This is a genomic window from Gammaproteobacteria bacterium (genome assembly GCA_013003425.1).
Taxonomy (GTDB): Bacteria; Pseudomonadota; Gammaproteobacteria; order Steroidobacterales; family JABDKV01; genus JABDJB01.
In genome coordinates this window covers 28831-49056 of record JABDJB010000003.1, presented here as the reverse complement: position 1 = coordinate 49056, position 20226 = coordinate 28831, and the positions used below count along the sequence as shown (strand labels likewise).

Genomic DNA, 20226 nt, shown 5'->3' with positions numbered 1-20226 from the left:
GGCTCAACCTGACTCGGCGTAAAGTGGCGTTACGTCCATGTAAATCCGGTAATCGCTGATCAGCTCGCCCTGCAAATAGAAAACGTCGGCAAACGGCAGCGTAATGCTGCTGCCATCCATTTTTTCGTAAGTCACCTCGCCGTGGCAAACGATCGAGTCCTCGTCCTCCCACACCCGGTCGATGCGGTGTCGCACCCCGGCGATCGAGGCAAAAAAACCTTTGACGGCATCGCGCACCGCAGCGCGGCCGATGGCGGGTGGCTGGTTGCCGAAGGTAAATCTGCCATCTTCGGTGAGGAATCCGGCAAAGGCATCGGCGTCCATGCGGTCGATGCTGGCGAACAGGCTGTGCAGCCAGTTATGCTTTGGGGTGATGGTCATGGTGGCCAATTATGGCAGAAGGCGCCATGCTGTATAAATCCGCATATCACCACCAGCGCCGGCCGGGTAAAATGGGATACAGCAACCAGGCGGATGCTCCGCCAAGGTCTGTTTTTAAAGTTCGGGCAGGAGATTACGAATGACCCCAGTGAGATTGACGCTCAGCCTGTTGATGCTTTGTGGCCTGGCTGCGGGCCCGGCCCAAGCCGACGTGCAGGCAATGGTTGCCGGGTGCGATGGTTGCCACGGGCCGGACGGGGTCAGCACGAGCACGGATATGCCGACCATCGCAGGGATTTCCGAGTTTGTTCATTCCGATGCGCTGTTTGTCTATGCTGACGGCGCGCGCCCGTGCCAGCAATCAAAATATCTGCATGGTGACACCAGCAGGCCGGCTACCGACATGTGCAAGATTGCCGCAGCAATGAACGAAGCCGATATGGAGGCCATTGCCCAGTACTATGCCGGCAAGCCGTTTGTGGCCGCGAAGCAGCAAACCAATGCGGCGCTGGTTGCCGCCGGGAAGGAAATCCATGACAACAGCTGCGAGAAATGCCACACGGAAGGCGGCACGGTAGCCGAAGACGATGCCAGCATACTTGGCGGCCAGCAGATGGGCTACCTGCGGCGGACGTTTACGGAATATGCTGCCGGCGATCGCGAGCAACCCAGATCGATGAAATCAGCGATGGACAAATTGAGTAAAGAAGACACCGAAGCGCTGGTGCACTTTTACGCCAGTCAACAATAACGTGGGCTGCCGTGCTGGTCGCGGCGGTTACTGAGCGGTTATGGGGGAATTGGCTGCTGGCGTGACGCCGGTGGTCGCCGAATTACAGATGCGCGCGTTCTGGACCTTGATGCTGTTGCTGCTGATCGCGGCGCCTGTGGCGGCCGCAGAGCTGGAGCCGTGTTCGGCCTGTCACGAGGACACGCAGCACGCCTCGCCTGCACATCCCGGGCTCGAATGCCGCGACTGCCATAGCAACCTGGAACGCGCTCCGCATCGCCGTTCAAATCTTGCGAGCCTTGCCGGCGACGATGTCTGTACGCAATGTCATGAATCCGGCTCGCACGTCGCGGCCAGTGCGCACCGCGAGTTTGCCTGCGCGGATTGCCACGGGGCGGCGCACGAGGTGCAGCAGACCGATGCGGAAATCTGCGCCGATTGTCATCGTCGTATAGACCGCACTGTCGGGCGCAGTGTTCATGGTGATGCCGGCTGCAGCGGCTGTCACGGCGATCCGCATGCAATCCCGGGTAACGGCAGCGCCGATTCACCGGTAGCGGCAGTCAACCAGATCAAGTCCTGTGGCAGCTGTCATGACGAGCCGCCGGAACTGCTGGACGGCTATCTCACCAGCGTGCACGGCCGCGCGCTGCTGGTATCTGCACTTGATAACGCGCCTGCATGTACCGATTGTCATGGCGATGCCCACGCCATGGTGGCGGCAGGTGCAGCCGAAGCGCCAACTTCGCATGCGAACGCGCCAGAGATGTGCGGCAGCTGCCATACACGCGTCGTCGAAGTCTGGAAGCAGGGCAGCGCGCACGGCGCGGCGTGGGCAACAGGCGACACGGAAGCCCCGGTCTGCACCACCTGCCACAACTCGCACGGTGTTGATGCCCCGGCAAGGAATGGTTCGAGACTGGCGTTCCCGGAAAATTGCGGTAGCTGTCACAGTGGCGTCTACGAGTCTTATCGCGACGGTTTTCACGGCAAGGCCAGCAACCTGGGCTTTGTCACGACCGCAGTCTGCTCGGACTGTCATACACCACATCGCAACCTGCCGGCAGACGACCCACGCTCCAGCGTGCATCCCGATAACCTTGCTGCCACCTGCGGTGACTGTCATGGCGATGCGCCGGCGGCATTTTTAAGTTATGACCCGCACAGTGATCCGACCGATCGTAAGCGCAGCCCGGAGGTGTTTTACGTCTGGCTGTTCATGACAGGGTTATTACTGGTGGTGTTTGGTTTCTTCGCGTTGCACGATCTGCTGTGGCTGCAACGTTCGCTGGTCGCGTTGATCGGTGGCGAGCGTCCGACGCGACCGGTGATGGATGGACCCTATGTGCGTCGTTTCTCGTCGACAACTATCCGCGTACACCTGGTCGTAGTCGTCACGTTTCTGCTGCTGGCAGCGACAGGGCTGCCGCTGAAATTCCACCATAGCGAATGGGCGCAGACCATGATCGGCTTTTTTGGTGGTGTGGGCGGTGCCCGCACGCTGCACCGGCTGGCCGCTATTGGTACGTTTGGATATGCGCTGTTTCACCTGTTTGATATGTTTGGCCGAATTGTCAGGCGACGCGAGAGCGGCTTGTTGTGGGGCTTCAATTCACTGGTGCCGCAGCCGTCAGACATCACAGATATGCTGAAAAACCTGCGCTACTTCCTGTATCTCGGGCCAAAGCCGGCAGGAGATCGCTGGGGTTACTGGGAAAAATTCGATTACATGGCGGTGTTTTGGGGTATACCCATTATCGGGGGCTCTGGTCTTGTCCTTTGGTTTCCACAGTTCTTCACGAGTTTCCTGCCCGGCTGGACACTGAATGCGGCGCAGATAGTGCACAGCGACGAGGCACTGCTCGCAACCGGATTTATTTTTGTATTCCATTTTTTCCACACGCATATGCGGCCGGAGAGCTTCCCGATGGACCCGGTGATATTTACCGGGCGCATGCCGCTGGCGCGACTCAAGGAAGAGCGGCCAAAGGAATACCAGCGGCTGGTCGACAGTGGCGAGCTGGAATCCGCAATGGCTGAGCCGCCGACGCCGGCAGAGCTGCGCAACGCACAGTGGTTTGGCTTTACCGCGCTGTTCATTGGACTGGCGCTGGCGGTAGCCATATTCTGGAGCGTATTGGCTCCCTGGCTGGGATGAAGCAGTGAAATCGCCACGCCTGATCAGTGACTTTCTCGCGGCCGTAACCGGCAACTGGCTGAGCCTGGTCGGTTCGACGATTGCTACCGCCGGCGCGGTACTGATCCTTACTTTCCTGCTGCTGGACCTGATGGGTTTCAGCGGCGGTCCGTACCTGGGCATCCTCACGTTCCTGATACTGCCCGGAATATTCGTGCTGGGTCTGTTGTTGATACCGGTCGGCGTGTTTCTGGCGCGGCGTCGGGCCCGCAGGGCGCGGGCGGCGGGTGTTGAGCAGGCAGCCAGACTGCCGGTAATTGACTTTAACCAGCCGCGTACTCGCAATATTGTCTTAATGGTAGTGGGGCTGACGCTGGTTAACATCGTCATCCTCGCCGGCGCCACCTATAAAGGTGTGCATGTCATGGACTCGACCGAGTTCTGCGGCATGGCCTGTCACAGCGTGATGCAGCCCGAGTTCACCGCATTCCAGCGGTCACCGCACGCGCGGGTCGATTGCGTGGACTGCCACATTGGTCCGGGTGCCGACTGGTTCGTGAAATCAAAGATTACCGGTGCCTGGCAGCTGGTTGCAGTGGCGCTGGATCTCTATCCCCGTCCGATTCCGACGCCGATTCATGATTTGCGTCCGGCGCGTGAGACCTGCGAGCAATGTCACTGGCCGGAGAAGTTTGTTGGCGACAAGCTGCGGGTGACAACGCACTTCGAGGAAGACGAAGTCAATACCGAAACAAAATCGGTGCTGCTGCTGAAAGTTGGCGGTATCCAGGGGCGAAACTCGCGCGGCATCCACTGGCATGTGGACCCCAACAACAGGATTCGGTACCTGTCCGATGCGACCCGCGAGACGATCTACGATGTGGAGTTGGGCCTGCCCGATGGCAGCACCCGGGTGTATCGCAACGGCGATGCACCTGACGATGCCGTATGGCGCGAAATGGACTGTGTCGACTGCCATAATCGCCCGACTCACATTTACCGCCAGCCTGATAAGGAGCTCGACCTGGCGATGCGCGAGGGCCGTATCGCCCGTGAATTGCCATTCATCCGTCGCGAAGGCATGGCTGCGCTGCAGGCCAACTATGAATCTCACGATGATGCACGCACGCAGATTGCTGCGGCGCTTGATGAGTTCTACCGCAACGAATACCCTGATGTTCACACGGCCTCGCCGGATGCTATCGACGGGGCAGCGCAGCAGCTTGGCGAGATCTATGCCAACAATGTCTTCCCGTCGATGAAGGTCTACTGGGATACCTACCCGGACCATATCGGCCATCAGACCAATTCCGCGGGTTGTTTCCGCTGTCACGACAGGCGTCATCGCACCGAGCAGCGCGAGCGCATTTCCAAAGACTGCGAAACCTGCCACACGATTCTTGCCGATCGTGAGAGCAATCCGGCGATCCTGGAGCAGCTTTTACCCTGATTTCCGCGGTTTTCTGGCCCGCGGTGGGCGCGATCCAGATAGTAACTGATCGCAATTCTGATTGTGATTACTGTTTGCGTGACTGTAGGTATAAATACGTAGCAGTCGCGCGGGGTTTTATGGCCCGGTGACAGAGGCTAGAATCAGGTTCAAAGCCCCGGAGCAAACCGGGCGCATGGGGGGTTGCAATGACACGATCGGCGGCATCGCGTTTTGGTTTGGTTTTTGTTTTTCTGCTGGCGATTGCCGGTTGCGAAGGTGATGATGGCTTGCAGGGTCCAGCCGGACCTGCGGGACCGCCAGGCGCAACCGGTCCCGCTGGCCCGGCTGCACCGGGCTCGCCGGGCGCAACCACAGACGCGGGCAATGCATCCTCGTTAACCGGGCAGGTTACAAGCGTGACGATTGGCAGCCCGCCGGTCGTCAATTTCACGCTGATCGATGAGAACGGTATTCCGGTTACCGGACTGACGGAAAGTAATATTGACTTTACTATTGCGCGTCTCGTGCCGGGCATCGACGGCAATTCGAGCGAGTGGCAAAGTTACGTTACGCGCGTCGAATCCGCCGATGGCGAAGAACCCGACGTGCTGAGCGAGGCAACGCAGGCCACGACCGAGGACGGCGACGATGGTGTTCTCGTCGACAACGGCGACGGCAGTTATTCCTATACTTTTGCCACCGATCTCGATGCGGCAGCGGTCCCTTTCGACCCAACCCTCACTCACAGGGTCGCCTTCCAGTTACGCAATGTGGCTACGGCAACTGACAACGCCGTTTATACCTGGCGACCCTCTGACGGCGCCACCAGCGAGATATTCAGCCGCGAGATCGTATCAACGGCAACCTGCAACAAGTGTCACAATCGCCTTGCCGAACACGGCGGGCGGCGTTTTGACACGGGTTATTGCGTCGTCTGCCACAATCCCGGCTCAGTCGACCAGGACAGCGGCAACACCGTCGACATGACGGTGATGATCCACAAGATCCACATGGGTGTAGACCTGCCAAGCGTCGTTGCCGGTACGCCATACGTTATCTATGGTTTCAGGGAAGGCGAGCATGATTATTCCGACGTCGTGTTCCCGCAGGACATCCGCAACTGCGAAACCTGCCACGATGGTGGTGACCCCGAGGCGCCCGACGCCGGGAACTGGCTGACCGTACCTACAGTCGAGTCCTGCGGTTCGTGTCACGACAACGTGAATTTCGAAACCGGCGAAGGCCATAGCGAGGCCAACCTGGTCGCCACCAATGCCGACTGCACGCTGTGTCACAGCGATGGTGGTTTTGTCGGCCCGGTGGATGAATCGCATGCGATCCTCGACCAGCTGGCGGCGGAAAAATACCAGTTCAATATTCTCGGTATTACCGACACCGCACCAGGCGAGTTTCCCACCGTGACCTTCTCGGTAACTGATCCGACCAACAACGATGTACCGTACGACATCCAGAATGATGCGCCATTTACGCAGGGCAGTGGTGCCAGCCGCATAGCTGTTGACATCGGGTGGTCGACGACCGATTACCAGAACACCGGCAGCGGCAGCGAAGTGCCCGGCTTCCGACCCGGTTCACCGGCACAGCTGGTCAGCCTCAATCCGTTGTTTGGCGGCGCCACGGACAACGAAGACGGAACCTTCAGTATCACCTCCGGCGTGGCGATACCGCTCGATGTGACCGGATCCGGCCTGGTGGCGATAGAGGGCCACCCCGCGGAAGATGTCGACGGCAATGGTTCGCAGGACAGGATTTCCGTCGGCGGCGCGGTTGATTTCTTCGCCATCACTGACAGCTCGCCCACGCCGCGACGGCAGGTGGTCGACCTGGAGAACTGCCTGGACTGCCACCAGCAGCTGAGTCTGCACGGCAACAACCGGACCGACAACGACCAGCTTTGTGTCGGCTGTCACAATGCTGAATCCACTGATATCCGTGCGCGTATGGAAGCCGGTGTCGATGCCGGTACGGCGCCAGACGGTCTCGACGAAAGAAGCGTCGACTTCAAGCGCATGATTCATCGTATTCACGCCGGCGCGGGTCTGGTGGATCCGTACATCGTCTATGGGTTTGGCGGGTCGATACATGACTACAGTGAGGTCATCTTCCCCGGCGCGCTTGGCAACTGCACGATGTGTCACCTCGAAGGCACGTACTACCCGGTGGGCTCGAACGTGCTGGCGACCACGATCGATTCGGGCGCTGACCTGGGCGATCCGAGCGACGACATCAACATTACGCCGAACGCGGCGGTATGTTCTTCCTGTCACGAGAGTGCGCTTGCAACGGCACATATCACGCAGAACGGCGGCGCCTTCGATGCGATGCAGACTGACGACGGGACCCTGATTTCTGCTTCGCAGGGCACCGTGCTCGAGACCTGCGTGCTGTGTCACGGCGAGGGTGGCAGCTCTGACGTACGCGAAGCGCATGGATTCTGATTTCGCCTGCGCCCGTGCCCATACCCGGGCACGGGTTAGCTGGCCGTTCCGGCTGATGCCTTGATGAGACACCGCTGGCGGCGGGCGGCTGCACTGTTGCTGGCCTTGCTGGTGACGACGCCGGTCGCGGCCCAGGACGATGACAAAGAGCCGGAATATACCCGCACTGGTGCTGACACCTGTCTGCGCTGCCATGGCGAAGGCTCGGAATATCAGGTGCTTGGCATATTCAAAACACCGCACGGCAACGCTTTCGACGAGCGTGCGCCGTTTGGCCAGCTGCAGTGTGAGGCCTGCCATGGTCCAGGCGGCGAGCATGCCGGGCGCGTAAGGCGCGGCCAGGAGCGCCCGGGGTTGCGACGCTTCGGGCAAGGCTCGCCCACCCCTGTGAACGAACAAAATGAAGTCTGTGAGGGCTGTCACAAGGCTGCCGTGGGCACCAGCTGGCACGGCGGAATGCATGACAGTGCCGAGGTCTCCTGTGCAGATTGTCACCAGGTGCACGTCAGTCGCGACCCGGTGCTGGAAACACGCAGCCAGCCGCAGGTGTGTTACGAATGCCACCGTTCGCAAAAGGCCGACAGCTTCAAATTTTCCGCGCATCCGCTGCGTTTTGGCAAGATGACCTGTACTGCCTGCCACAACCCGCACGGCACACTGGCCGATGCCGAGTTACGTCGCGGTAGTGTCAATGACACGTGTTACCAGTGCCATGCCGAAAAGCGTGGCCCGTTCCTGTGGGAGCATGCCCCGGTGGCCGAAGACTGCTCGCTGTGCCATGCCAGCCATGGATCCAATCACCCGGCGATGCTGACGCGTCGTGCGCCGCTGTTGTGCCAGCAATGCCATTCGCAAGCTGGCCACCCCAGCGTTGCACGCAGTTCCTCCGGCATTCCGGCACAGGGTGGCAGTACTTTTGTCGGCGGGCACGGCTGTGCCAACTGTCACTCGCAGGTGCATGGCTCCAATCATCCGTCCGGTGCGGGGTTAACCCGATGACGCGCTGGCTGGCGGTTTTTGCTGTCCTGCTGGCACTGCCGGCCAACAGCCAGGACGCGCCGGATACCTCGAAGTGGGAGTGCCGGTTCTGCCCGATTCCCGGCGGGCTGTATTTCGATTTTGATGTCGGTGCCGGTTACGTTTCGGAAGATGCCTATCGCTTCGGCAACTACCGCGGATTCGATGGCGACGGTGCAATATTCCTCGGCGATCTCGATCTGCGCTACTGGAGCAGGGGCGGCAGCTACTGGGAACTGGTCGGCCGCGATCTGGGGCTGGAGGCGCGGGAGCTGGCTTTCCAGTGGAATAGCCCGGATGTGAGGTTTTCACTGATGCTTGATCAGTTGCCGCACCAGCTGTACGGCCAGTCGGTCACGCCTTTCGCAGGTATCGACACGCTGTCGCTGCCCGCGGGTTGGGTGAGCGGTGGTTCGACTGCGGCGATGACCGGACTGGCTGACAGCAGCAACCCGGTGCGCATCGGTCACGAGCGGGAAAGTGTCCGGTTTGATCTGCTGGTGCTGGATCCATCCGATTGGCTGCGGTACGAAATTAATTACCGGCGCGCAAAACGTGACGGACGTGGCATCCACGGCGGCAGTTTTATTTCGCAGAGCACGTTGCTGCCGGAACCCATCGATTATGCGACCGATGAAATCGACGTTGCAGTGATCTACACGGGCGATCGCGCTAATGCGCGGATCGCGTATTACGCTTCGATGTTCGACAGCCAGCCGCTGGCCTTGACCTGGGATAACCCGTTCAATGCGTTGGCTGCCGGAGCAAGCCAGGGCCGTGCGGCCATGCCGCCGGACAGCGAGGCCCACCAGCTGAGCCTGTCCGGTGCGGTAAGACTGACACCGACCACCCGGCTTTCCGGGCTGCTCGCAGTAGGCCGACTCGAGCAGAATGAGACATTCCTGCCGTATACCATCAACGCCACGCTCGCCGGCGCACTGTTGCCAGCCAGCTCGCTGGGCGGCGAAGTCGATACGCGCCGTTTTAACCTGCGCCTTAACACGCGCCCCAACCGGCGCCTGCGTTTGCGTGCCGATATCAATGTCGATGATCGTGATAACAGTACGCCGCGCAACGACTACGCAGTCGTGGAGTCAGATCTTTTTGCCGCAGGCATTCGCCGCAACGTGCCCTACAGCTTCAAGCGCTCGCGTGCACGGCTGCGCGGCAACTACAAGCTCAATCGCGAGTTGACGCTGAGCAGCGGCTATCGCTATCGGGAGATCGAGCGGGATTTCCAGGAAGTACAGTCGACCGAGGAGCATGGCGGCTGGTTCGGCGCGACGCTGCGCCAGACCGAAAAGATTTCTGCCATGTCGGTGAAATTTGGCCAGGACGAGCGCAAGGGTTCCGACTATCTGCTGCCCGGCGACCCGGTCACCGCGCAGAATCCGTTGTTGCGCAAGTACAATCTTGCTGACCGCGACCGCCAGTTCGTCCAGGCCAGCATCAGCGCGGCACCCTCCGAGCGCGTCGATGTTGGCTTCAGCTTCGAAAGCGCTGAAGAGGACTACAACAGATCCGTGATCGGGCTGCTGACGTCGGATTCACAACGGGTCAATATCGATGGCGCATGGCAGCTGGGCGAAGCCGCTTCGCTGAGTCTTTACTATGGCCGTGAGCTGATCGAGTCACAGCAGGCCGGCAGCGCAGGCTTCGCCAGCCGCGACTGGGTCGCAACAGTTGAAGACGAAATCGACACCGTCAGCATCGCGCTGCGTTGGCCGCAGCTGCGTGAAAAAATAGATTTCGGCCTCGAATACCTTTACAGCAATGCCACTGGCCGCATTGCGCTGAGCCGCACCGCTGCACCACTCGATAATTTCCCGGATCTTGATGTCAGCCTGCGTAGCGCACGGCTGTTTGCCGATATACGTCCGAATGATCGTTACAGCATGCGTATCGCGTATTACCACGAGCGGCTGACAACTGATGACTGGATGCTGGACGGGCTGGCCCCGGACACCCTGCAGTCCCTGCTGGCGCTGGGCGCGGAGAGCCCGCAATACAGCGGTGGGATATTCAGCCTGTCGTTCCGTTACTCGCTCGCGCCTCGCGCAGCAAACGAGTAGCTGCTCTAGCCTGCCAGCGACATCACCGCGCGCAGTACGTCGCGACGGCTGATCAGTCCGACCAGCCGGCTGTTTTTCATTACCGGGAAGCGCCGGTATGGCGTCTGCGAAAAGCGTTCGGCGATATCCATCAGGCTGGCGTCGGCATCGACCGAAACAACGTCGCGGCTCATGTATTCGGCTACCCGTCCGGCCGCCTCGCCGTGGTAGCCGGCAGTCAGCACCGTGCCCAGGCAGTCGCGCTCGGTCAGCAGGCCGACAAGGTTACCGCGTTCATCAAGCACCGGCGCGCCGGAGATTTCCTTGCTCACCAGTTCGTGCAGTGCATCCATCATTTCGGTGTCGGGTGAAAAGGTCACGATCGACGTGATCATGAAATCCTGAGCAGTAAGTCGTGTTGCATTCATTGACTGTCTCCGCGCGGGCAACCGGGCCGGGGCCGGCCGGTGCGTTTGCAATATCCGCAATCGATGCGGGTGCCGTCGGCCAGGTTCAGGCCGCCGCAGGAGCCGCGGAGCGGGCCACGCCCGGCCAGCATGCCCACCGCAAGGCCGGCCATGGCGGCGGCAAAAAGCAGGAAGCTGAACAGGAAAATCCACATATCAACCACCAAAATCGTCAAACAGGATGCTGTCGCGTTCCACGCCGAGATCGTCGAGCATTTTCATTACCGCGGCGATCATGAGTGGCGGACCACACATGTAGTACTCGCACTCTTCGGGTGCTTCGTGATCTTCAAGGTAGGCCCGCCGAACCACGTCGTGGATAAATCCGGTATGGCCACTCCACTGGTCATCCGGCCGCGGGTCAGACAGCGCAATGTGCCACTGGAAATTCTCGTGGGCGGCGGCCAGACGGTCGAAATCCTCGACGTAAAACAGCTCCTGACTGCTGCGGGCGCCATACCAGTAGCTGATCTTGCGCTTTGAGTGCTGTCGTTCCAGCAGGTCAAGAATGTGCGACCGCATGGGCGCCATACCGGCACCGCCGCCGATGTAAACCATCTCGCGTTCGGTATCGCGGATGAAAAATTCGCCGTACGGCCCGGATACCTCAACGTCGTCTCCTGGTTTCAGGCCAAAAATATAAGACGACACGATGCCGGCAGGGACATCGTCCGCCAGACCGGGCGGCGGTGTGGCGATGCGAACGTTGAGCATGACGACGCCGGTCTCGCCCGGGTAGTTGGCCATCGAGTAGGCACGTGTCGTCGGTTCGGTCGCCGCCGAAAAATGACGCCACAGCTGGTAGCGCTCCCACTCCGCCCGGAACTGCTCATCAATGTCGAAATCCGTAAAGCGTAAGTCGAATGCCGGGCAGTGAATCTGGATGTAGCCGCCTGCGTGGAAATCCATCGGCTCACCCGGCGGCAATTCCAGCACGAGCTCCTTGATATAGGTCGCAACATTGTTGTTCGATCGTACTTTGCAGGCCCACTTTTTTACGCCGAAGACATCGTCAGGAACCCGCACGTGCATGTCCTCACGCACCGTGACCTGGCAGGCCAGGCGCGTGTCCGCGGCGATTTCACGGTGACTGAGCAACGCGGTTTCGGTGGGCAGCACGCCGCCGCCGCCGCTGGATACCTGGATGCGACATTGTCCGCAGGTACCCTTGCCGCCGCAGCCCGATGGCAGGTACAGCTCCGCCTTCGACAGCGTGTTGAGCAGCTTGTCGCCGACCGCGACATCCAGCTTGCGCTCATCGTTAACCAGTATTTCGGCGTTGCCGCCGGGCACCAGCCGGGCGCGTGCAAGCAGTATGAGTATCGATAGCGACAGCACGATGCCGGCGAAAAACAGCACGCTGATCAGGATTTGGGCCATGCCGCTCATATCAGAACTGCACTCCCGAAAAGCTCATAAATCCAAGCGACATCAACCCGACGATTATGAAAGTGATACCGAGACCCTGCAGGCCTGCCGGTACATCGCTGTAACGCATTTTTTCGCGGATGCCGGCCAGCGCAATCACCGCAAGCGCCCAGCCGGCGCCGCTGCCAATGCCGTAAACGACGCTCTCGCCGAGCGTGTAGTTGCGTTCAACCATAAACAGCGTGCCGCCAAGAATGGCGCAATTGACTGTAATGAGCGGCAGGAATATACCGAGCGCCTGGAACAGTGCGGGAAAATACCGGTCCAGTATCATTTCGAGGATCTGCACCATGGCGGCGATGACGCCGATATAGGTGACCAGGCCAAGAAAGCTCAGGTCCAGTTCGCCCAGCCCCGCCCAGTGCAGCGCTCCATCACGCAGCACATGCACATACAGCAGATGGTTAACCGGCACGGTGATGATCTGCACCACAATAACTGCGATACCCAGGCCGATTGCGGTGTCGACGCGTTTTGATACCGCCAGGAAGGTGCACATGCCGAGGAAAAACGAAAGCGCCAGGTTCTCGACGAACGCCGCCTGGACAAACAGTTCCAGGTAAGCGCCCACTAGACACGCTCCTCGTGGATGCGGAACTGCGGCTGTTCCACCTGTTTGCGCTTCCAGCTGCGCACCGCCCAGATCAACAGGCCAATGACGAAGAACGCACTCGGTGGTAACAGCATCATGCCGTTCGGGACATACCAGCCGCCGTCGCTGACAGCGGGCAGAACGGTAAAGCCGAGCAGCGTGCCGGCGCCGAACAGCTCACGCGTGCTGGCGACGATTATCAGCACCAGGCTGTAGCCAATGCCGTTGCCGATGCCGTCGAGCAGGCTCGGCACTACCGGGTTGTGCATGGCAAAACTCTCGGCGCGGCCGAGGATAATGCAGTTGGTGATGATCAGACCAACAAAGACCGACAGCTGCTTGCTGGTTTCGTAGGCATAAGCTTTTAGTATCTGGTCGACCACGATTACCAGCGACGCAATGATCGTCATTTGCACGATGATGCGGATATTTGTTGGCACATGCGTGCGTATCGCGCTGATCGCCGTGTTGGCAATGGCTGCTACGGCGATCACGGCAACACACATGATCAGCGCCGGCAGCAGGGAGGTCGTGACTGCCAGCGCCGAGCAAACGCCGAGTATCTGCAAAGTAATCGGGTTGTTATCGACGATCGGCTCGATGATCGTTTTGGCAGAACGATTGCTCATGTTTCATTCCCGCTTTTCAGCCGCTGCAGGTAGGGTCCGTAGCCGTGCTGGCCGAGCCAGTAACGTACGGTGTTGCTCACGCCGTTTCCGGTCAGCGTGGCGCCACTCAGCCCGTCAATCCGGTAATCCGCACGCGAATCGTTCGGCCGCACGGCGCCCTTGATCACTTCAACGGCAATTGCACCGCTGTCGTCATAGATCAGCGTATCGGTCCACGAGGCGAGCCACTTCGGGTTGTCGATCTGGTCACCCAGTCCGGGCGTTTCCGCGTGCTCATAGAACTTGATTGCAAGGATGCGTTGCGCGTCTGGCGTAACGGCAACAAAGCCGTACATCGTCGACCACAGGCCGTAGCCATGAATCGGCAGCACAATGCGCTCCAGCGTGGCGCCATCGCGCACCAGGTAGACCTTGCCAAACCGTGCACGGCGGTCGATCTGGGCAACATCGAGGTCCGGCGGCACCGCGATACCCAGTTCAGGATCGCGCGCCGCATCGCGCGCATCGAATTGTTGTGGATCCCCGTCAGCGTAGTCGCCGGTCTCGAGCTGTACCAGCCGGGTTTCGATTGCGGCGAATGCTTCATCGATGTCCGCAGCAGAATCGAGCTTGCCGGCAACATCGAGGATGTCGTAGCGAATTGCGCGCTGTTCGTTCTGGATACGGCGAGGTTCCAGCAGCACCGCCGCCGTTGCGACGATAATCGAGCAGACCAGGCTGACGCTCAGCGCAACCAGCAGCGTCTGGCGAATGCTGTTGCCGGAATCAGGCATTGCGGCGCTCCCGCCGGCGCACGTTGGCCCGGACAACGAAGTAGTCGATCAACGGTGCAAAAATATTGGCAAAGAGAATTGCCAGCATGATGCCCTCGGGAAATGCCACGTTGGCAACCCGGATGACTATCGTCATAAAGCCGATCAGGAAACCGAATATCCAGCGCCCCATATTGGTCTGGCAGGCCGAGACCGGGTCGGTGGCCATGAACATCATGCCGAAGGCAAAGCCGCCCAGCACGAAATGCCAGTGCCATGGCAGTGCATACATCGGGTTGGTGTCAGAGCCGATGACATTGAAAAGGAGCGTGGTGGTGATCATGCCCAGCATGACTGCGGCAATAATCCGCCATGAGGCCACACCGGTGTACACGACAATCAGCCCGCCGATTACGCAGGCCAGCGCCGAAGTTTCACCGAGTGAGCCCTGGATCGGCCCGATGAAAGCATCCATCCAGCTGATGCCGCTGCTGATTACGGCGTCGACGCCATTCTCGGCAGCAACTGCCAGTGCCGTGGCGCCGGTATAGCCGTCGACCGGCACCCACACGGCATCGCCGGACATCTGTATCGGATAGGCAAAGTACAGAAAGGCGCGCCCTGCCAGCGCCGGGTTCATGAAGTTCTTGCCGGTACCGCCGAACAGCTCTTTGGCAATGACCACACCGAAAGTGATGCCGAGAGCTACCTGCCACAGTGGTGTAGTCGCCGGCAGTATCAGCACATACAGGATCGATGTGACGAAAAAGCCTTCATTGACCTCGTGGCCACGTACCAGTGCGAAAAGCACCTCCCAGAAACCGCCGACTGCCATAGTGACGATGTATATCGGCAGGAAATACAGCAGCCCGTGCATGAAACAGGCGAAAGCATTGCCCGGGTCATAGCCGACACCCAACAGGTCCAGCAGCCAGCCGCGCCAGCCGGCAGCGCCGGACAGGCCCAGCTCCGCAATAGCGGCATTGGCGTGAAAACCGGTGTTCCACATACCGAAGACGGCGCAGGGCATTACCGCGATAAACACGATAATCATTACCCGCTTGAGATCGACTGCGTCACGGGCGTGTGGAGCGAGCCTGGTGGTGTCTGCCGGGGTGTAGAACAGCGTGTCTACCATTTCATACAGCGCGCTGTACGACGACAGCCGCCCGCCGGGCTGAAACCAGGGTTCGATGCGGTCAATTTGTCGGCGCAGAAAACGCATCAGCCGTCATGCTCCAGTTTGTCCAGCACGTGGCGCAGCGCCGGGCCGTAGTTGTGTTTGCTGCAGCAGACAAAAGAGCACAGCGCGAGGTCTTCTTCGTCGAGTTCCAGCGCGCCGAGCTCGCGGGCACTGTCAGCGTCGCGTACCAGCAGGGCCTTGAGCAACGGCACCGGCAGCACGTCCAGCGGCATGACTTTTTCGAAGTTGCCGATCGGCACGATAGCGCGGGCGCTGCCGTTGAGTGACGTAGTCAGGCGGAAGTTGCGTCGCGGTAACAGGCTGGAGGCAAATGCGCCGATAGAGGAGTATTTTTTCAGCCCCGGTGCCATCCAGCCAAGGAACTCACGCTCGCCGCCATCCGGCAGCACGATCAGTTGCTGGTGATAACGACCCAGGAAACGCTCGTCAGCTGCGGCCCGGTGTCCCGACAGCAATGGCCCGGAGACAACACGACACGGGCCAGGCTCGAGTTCGCCGGCGACGAGGTCGTCCGTACTTGCGCCGATGCGGGTGCGCAGCAGGCGCGGCTGCGCGACGGACGGACCACCGATTGCGATAACCCGTTCGAGCGACAACTCGCCGTGACGTACCAGTTTGCCCATCGCCACGACATCCTGGTAACCGACATGCCACACGGATCTGGCTGGCCCCGCAGGTTCGAGAAAGTGAATGTGGGTGCCGGGCAGGCCGGCTGGATGCGGACCACGAAACACGGCATCGACGAGCTGCGGCAGCGCGGGCAGCTCCAGTTTCAATTCGGGCCCGCGGCAGAAATAAACGCTGCCGTCGGTAAGTTGTGCCAGCGTCGTCAATCCATCGCGCAGCGCATCGTGCTGCCCGTCAAGAACGATGGCAGGGTCTGCGGCCAGCGGGTTTGTGTCGATAGCTGTTACAAAAATTGCTGCCGGTTCAGCACCAGGCTGCGGAATGCGAGAAAACGGCCTGGTGCGGAAAGCTGACCACAATCCTGATTCCAGCAGACGTTGCTGCAGCAATGCACGGTCACCTGCCGCTGGATCAATCGCTGGAAAAGTAACCGGGTCACCACTGGCCAATCGTATGACGATCGAGGTCAGGCGCCGGCGTGCACCGCGCTGGATGGCCTCGATGCTGCCGCTCCCGGGTGACGTCAGGACAAAATCGGGGTGACGCCGGTCACGCGCAACCGGCTGCCCGGCCGTGACGCTGTCGCCGGGTCTGACCAGCAACTCAGGGCGCAGTCCGGGGTAATCACGACCGAGCAGAGCCACGGTTGTGGTTGCCGGCGCATCCAGAATCTCTTGTTTTGGGGTGCCGGCAATTGGAACGTCCAGACCGCGGCGGATCCGGATATCTCTGCGCTGCTTCAGAACTGTCCCCCTGTGCCCCGGCGGCGTTGCCATTCTGGCCGTCCGCAACGTATTAAACTAGAGAATAGCGTCAGTAGGGAAGAGGGCCGATAGGTAAATGTACGGAGACCACCTGCCGGCACGGCGCGGGCGGCGGCACTGTCAGCTGATAGCCGGTCAGGCTATGCGCTCTGCGCCCTGGGTCGTGGCATCGACGATCCGGACCTGGCGGTTTTCAGCCAGGCCCTCCGCGTCGAGTTTGAGCTGCTCGAGTAGTTCCTTGGCGGTGCCCGTCCACTCCGAGCCGTAAATGCCGCACCAGGCGTTACGCCCAGCCTTGGCGCGGTACATGGCGACGTCGGCAACCCACAGGATCTGTTGCCAGTCGAGCAGGTCGGGTTGATCTGTCAGGAACGGATAGGCTGCAAAACCCAGTGAACAGGTGGTTCTGGCGACCTGGCCATTGTCGAGTTCTACAGCGCAGTTTTCCACGTTCGCGCGAATCCGCTCGACCAGCTGCGTGGCTTCGACCCGGCTGGTTTCGCGGGCAACAACCAGGAATTCATCACCACCCCAGCGGATAACAATGTCCGATGAGCGACATGCGTTAACGAGTGCTTCGCATACTGTGAGCAACAGCCTGTCGCCTGCCTGGTGGCCGAGAATATCGTTCACTGGCTTGAAGTTGTCCAGGTCGACAACAATAAACACAATATCGTCATTGAACGTGCTGCGCCGCCCCTTCGCCTCCTTGTCGAAGTGGCGATGAACCAGATCGATATCCCGGGTAATCTCGTCGAACAGGTAGCGCCGGTTGCGCAGTCCGGTCAGCGCGTCCGTGTGGCTTGCTTCATGCAGACGACTGTTGGCCACCTGTAGCTGCTCATTACGCTCTGCCAGTTCCTGCGTGCGGTCATTGACTTCAGATTCGAGGCGCCGGCTGTATTCTGCTTCGCGCGCCAGTTTGCGCTGTTGTACACGGACCAACATGACGATGGCACCGGCAACTACGAGCGCGTAGAGCAGATAGGCCCACCATGTCTGCCAAGGCGCAGGCGCCACCGACACCGGTATCTCGATACCTGGTTCCGACCAGACACCGTCGCTGTTGGCCGCTTTTACCCGCAGCACGTAGTTGCCGGGGTCGAGGTTGGTGTAAGTGATGCGTCGTTCCGTGCCGGCATTAACCCAGTCCCGATCGAAACCCTCCAGCATATGGCGATAATGATTTTGCGCCGGCGAGACAAAGTCCGTGGCGGCAAATTCGAAAGTCACCATATTTTCGTCATAGTCGAGACTTACACGGGGCAGTTTCTCGATCGGCATGGCAGCATCGAAGGGCTGGTTCAGCTTGGAAAAAGACGTCAGTATCACCCCGGGCGCTTTTGATCCAAGTTCGAGTTCGGCCGGGTTGAAGACGTTAAAACCATTGGTGCCGCCGAAGAACAACTCACCGTGTTCGTTCGCATGGTGGGCACCGAAGTTGAATTCCTCACCCTGCAGGCCGTGGATGCGGTGGAAATTTCGGATATCACCACTGCGAGGATCCAGTCGCGCCAGCCCGTAGTTCGTGCTGATCCAGATGTTGCCACCCCGGTCAGACCGTACGCCGTAGATTGTGTCGTTGGCCAACCCGTCATTCTGGGTGATGCTGCTGAAACCGGTTGGTGCGCCGGTCTCGGGGTCACGCTGCAGCCGGTCAAGTCCGGCGCGGGTGCCAACCCAAACACGGTTTTGTTTGTCGACATGCAGTGAGTAGACCGTATTGGCACTCAGGCTGGCCGGATTGTCGGGGTCATGCCGGAAATGCTGCCAACGTCCGGATGTACCGTCGAGTGCGTTGAGCCCGCCGCCGTCGGTACCGACCCAGACTATGCCGAACTGGTCTTCAGTAATGGCTGTTGCCCGAGCTGCCGACAGGCTGCTGTCGTTCCCCGGCTCTGGCGCGAAATTGGTAAAGGCTTTCGCCGCCTTGTCGAAGCGGCTGGCGCCGCCGCCAAAAGTGCCGGCCCAGATGTAACCGGCGCTGTCCTCAAACAGCGACATGATGCCGTCAGCGGGCAGGCTGTTCCCGTTGCCCGGTTCATGCAGCAGCGTGCGAATCTCGCCGGTCGCGGTATCTATGCGATTCAGCCCGCCACCCATGGTGCCGGCCCACACGGTGCCATCCGAGTCGATCAGCAGCGCCATGATGCGATCGTCGCCGAGATCAGAGTCCGCGGCACGAATGTGGCGCATCGCGCCGGTTGACCGGTCGAGCACATTCAGCCCACCGCCGAAGGTACCGATCCACAGCTCGCCCCTGCCGTTTTCGGCGAATGCAGATATAAGGGGGCTGCTCAGTCCGGCGTCGGCTGCGTGGTGGCCGAAAGACCAGGAGCGCGGATTCCATGCATTGATGCCATTGAGTTTTGTGCCAACCCACAGCACGCCGCTGGCATCCTGGAACAGCGACATGATGTTGTCACCGCTAAGACTTGTGTCATCGGCGGGGTCATGGCCGTAGCGCGTGAAGGTGCCAGCCTCCCTGTTCATCAGGTTGAGGCCGGCGGCGGTACCAACCCAGAAGCGCCTGCCTGTATCTTCGTAGAGCACCTGCACCCTGTCGTTACTAAGGCTTGCCGGGTCGGTCGCGTTGTGACGGTGGTGAACAAAAGTTCCGGTTTCGGCATCCAGCCGGCTCAGGCCGCCCTTGAAAGTACCGGCCCACACCGTGCCGGCGGCATCAACGTACAGCGATTCGACGATGCTGTCGGCCAGGCTGGCGGGGTCGCCGGGATCATGCAGGTAGCGTGTAACCGCGCCAGCTTGTTGCTCGAGCCGGTTCAGGCCATTTTGAGTTGCGATCCACAGTGCGCCGGATGCATCCAAAGCCAGCGCATAGATCTCGTCGCTGCTCAGCGAACCGGGATTACCGGGGTCGTGACTGTAGTGAGTAACGGCGCCGGTAGCGGTGTCAATGCGGTTCAGGCCGCTGCCACGTGTGCCGACCCAGACCACGCCGCCCGGGGCGGCCAGTACGGCGCGTATGTTGTCGTCGGCAATCGTCGTCGGGTCAAACGGTACGTGCTGCAAAACTTCGAAGCCATCGGTGACGGCATTCCACCGTGCAATGCCACCGCCATCAGTTGCCACCCAGACGTTTCCGCTTTCGTCGACAGCGAGATCGGCGATAAAGTCGTTCTCCAGCGCCGTGTCAGAAGAGCGATCCCGCCGGTAAACACTGAAGTCATAGCCATTGAAACGGTTGAGGCCGTTCTCGGTCGCAAACCACAGCAGGCCGCTGTGATCCTGGACGATCGCCTGAACATTGCTTTGCGACAGGCCGTCGTCGATCGAGTAACGCTGAAAGCGCATGGTTGTATCGGTCGCGGCCGCGGCCGGGGCAGCATCCAGCCACGACGCAAACAGCAGCCCTGCGGCTGCCGCCAGAGACAGACGACAGATATTTCGATTGGCACACATGCGCAGATGCCCGGGTTTCAGCATTTAACAGTAATGAATTCTAGGATCTGCGCCGGCTTGCTGGCGTGATTCAGCTCTCGAAAACGTGAAGCGGGGGCCGTATGGCCCCCGCGAATTTAACGTCTGTACGGGT

15 protein-coding genes and 1 pseudogene are annotated in these 20226 nt (G+C 60.2%); 6 read left to right on the top strand and 10 right to left on the bottom strand.

The window, feature by feature from the left end; all coding sequences use genetic code 11:
• Positions 1-3: 3 nt before the first annotated feature.
• Entirely contained in the window at positions 4-381 is a 378-nt protein-coding gene (locus HKN06_00240) for a nuclear transport factor 2 family protein (protein NNF59733.1), read from the bottom strand.
• Positions 382-520: 139 nt separating this feature from the next.
• Here HKN06_00240 and HKN06_00235 point away from each other — a divergent pair, with 139 nt between their 5' ends.
• From HKN06_00235 to HKN06_00210, 6 genes are all read left to right on the top strand, one after another.
• Positions 521-1132 carry a cytochrome c-553 gene (locus HKN06_00235; GenBank protein NNF59732.1) on the top strand — a complete coding sequence of 204 codons (612 nt, stop codon included), beginning with the start codon at positions 521-523 and terminating at the stop codon, positions 1130-1132.
• A 40-nt stretch (positions 1133-1172) separates the two neighbouring features.
• Complete coding sequence (locus HKN06_00230) at positions 1173-3269, top strand: hypothetical protein (GenBank protein ID NNF59731.1); 2097 nt, start codon at positions 1173-1175, stop codon at positions 3267-3269.
• Between the two features lie 130 nt (positions 3270-3399).
• The gene (locus HKN06_00225) at positions 3400-4698 is read left to right on the top strand and encodes a cytochrome C (protein ID NNF59730.1); all 1299 of its coding nucleotides are present in this window, start codon (positions 3400-3402) and stop codon (positions 4696-4698) included.
• Positions 4699-4886: 188 nt separating this feature from the next.
• Positions 4887-7139 (top strand): OmcA/MtrC family decaheme c-type cytochrome, encoded by a 2253-nt coding sequence (locus HKN06_00220; protein NNF59729.1) that lies wholly within the window; start codon positions 4887-4889, stop codon positions 7137-7139.
• A 63-nt stretch (positions 7140-7202) separates the two neighbouring features.
• Positions 7203-8138, top strand: a complete 936-nt coding sequence (locus HKN06_00215) for a DmsE family decaheme c-type cytochrome (protein ID NNF59728.1) — start codon at positions 7203-7205, stop codon at positions 8136-8138.
• Positions 8135-10228 (top strand): MtrB/PioB family decaheme-associated outer membrane protein, encoded by a 2094-nt coding sequence (locus tag HKN06_00210; GenBank protein ID NNF59727.1) that lies wholly within the window; start codon positions 8135-8137, stop codon positions 10226-10228. Before HKN06_00215 ends, HKN06_00210 begins: the two co-directional genes overlap by 4 nt.
• Before the next feature lie 5 nt (positions 10229-10233).
• On the opposite strand, the gene HKN06_00205 is transcribed toward HKN06_00210, so the two are convergent.
• The 9 genes and pseudogenes from HKN06_00205 to HKN06_00165 all read right to left on the bottom strand — a co-directional run bounded on the left by HKN06_00205 (position 10234) and on the right by HKN06_00165 (position 20093).
• Entirely contained in the window at positions 10234-10635 is a 402-nt protein-coding gene (locus tag HKN06_00205) for a CBS domain-containing protein (protein NNF59726.1), read from the bottom strand.
• A gap of 86 nt (positions 10636-10721) precedes the next feature.
• Positions 10722-10829, bottom strand: a pseudogene (locus HKN06_00200) (ApbE family protein).
• Position 10830: 1 nt separating this feature from the next.
• Positions 10831-12054, bottom strand: coding sequence for an NADH:ubiquinone reductase (Na(+)-transporting) subunit F (locus tag HKN06_00195; GenBank protein NNF59725.1), 1224 nt, complete (start codon positions 12052-12054; stop codon positions 10831-10833).
• A 10-nt stretch (positions 12055-12064) separates the two neighbouring features.
• Positions 12065-12673 (bottom strand): NADH:ubiquinone reductase (Na(+)-transporting) subunit E, encoded by a 609-nt coding sequence (gene nqrE / locus HKN06_00190; protein ID NNF59724.1) that lies wholly within the window; start codon positions 12671-12673, stop codon positions 12065-12067.
• Positions 12673-13323, bottom strand: a complete 651-nt coding sequence (locus HKN06_00185; protein ID NNF59723.1) for an NADH:ubiquinone reductase (Na(+)-transporting) subunit D — start codon at positions 13321-13323, stop codon at positions 12673-12675. The genes nqrE and HKN06_00185 overlap by 1 nt, the downstream gene beginning before the upstream one ends.
• Positions 13320-14096, bottom strand: coding sequence for a Na(+)-translocating NADH-quinone reductase subunit C (locus HKN06_00180; GenBank protein ID NNF59722.1), 777 nt, complete (start codon positions 14094-14096; stop codon positions 13320-13322). The genes HKN06_00185 and HKN06_00180 overlap by 4 nt, the downstream gene beginning before the upstream one ends.
• The gene (locus tag HKN06_00175; GenBank protein NNF59721.1) at positions 14089-15300 is read right to left on the bottom strand and encodes an NADH:ubiquinone reductase (Na(+)-transporting) subunit B; all 1212 of its coding nucleotides are present in this window, start codon (positions 15298-15300) and stop codon (positions 14089-14091) included. The genes HKN06_00180 and HKN06_00175 overlap by 8 nt, the downstream gene beginning before the upstream one ends.
• Positions 15300-16682, bottom strand: a complete 1383-nt coding sequence (locus HKN06_00170) for a Na(+)-translocating NADH-quinone reductase subunit A (protein NNF59720.1) — start codon at positions 16680-16682, stop codon at positions 15300-15302. Before HKN06_00170 ends, HKN06_00175 begins: the two co-directional genes overlap by 1 nt.
• A gap of 123 nt (positions 16683-16805) precedes the next feature.
• Entirely contained in the window at positions 16806-20093 is a 3288-nt protein-coding gene (locus HKN06_00165) for a diguanylate cyclase (protein NNF59719.1), read from the bottom strand.
• Positions 20094-20226 lie beyond the last annotated feature (133 nt).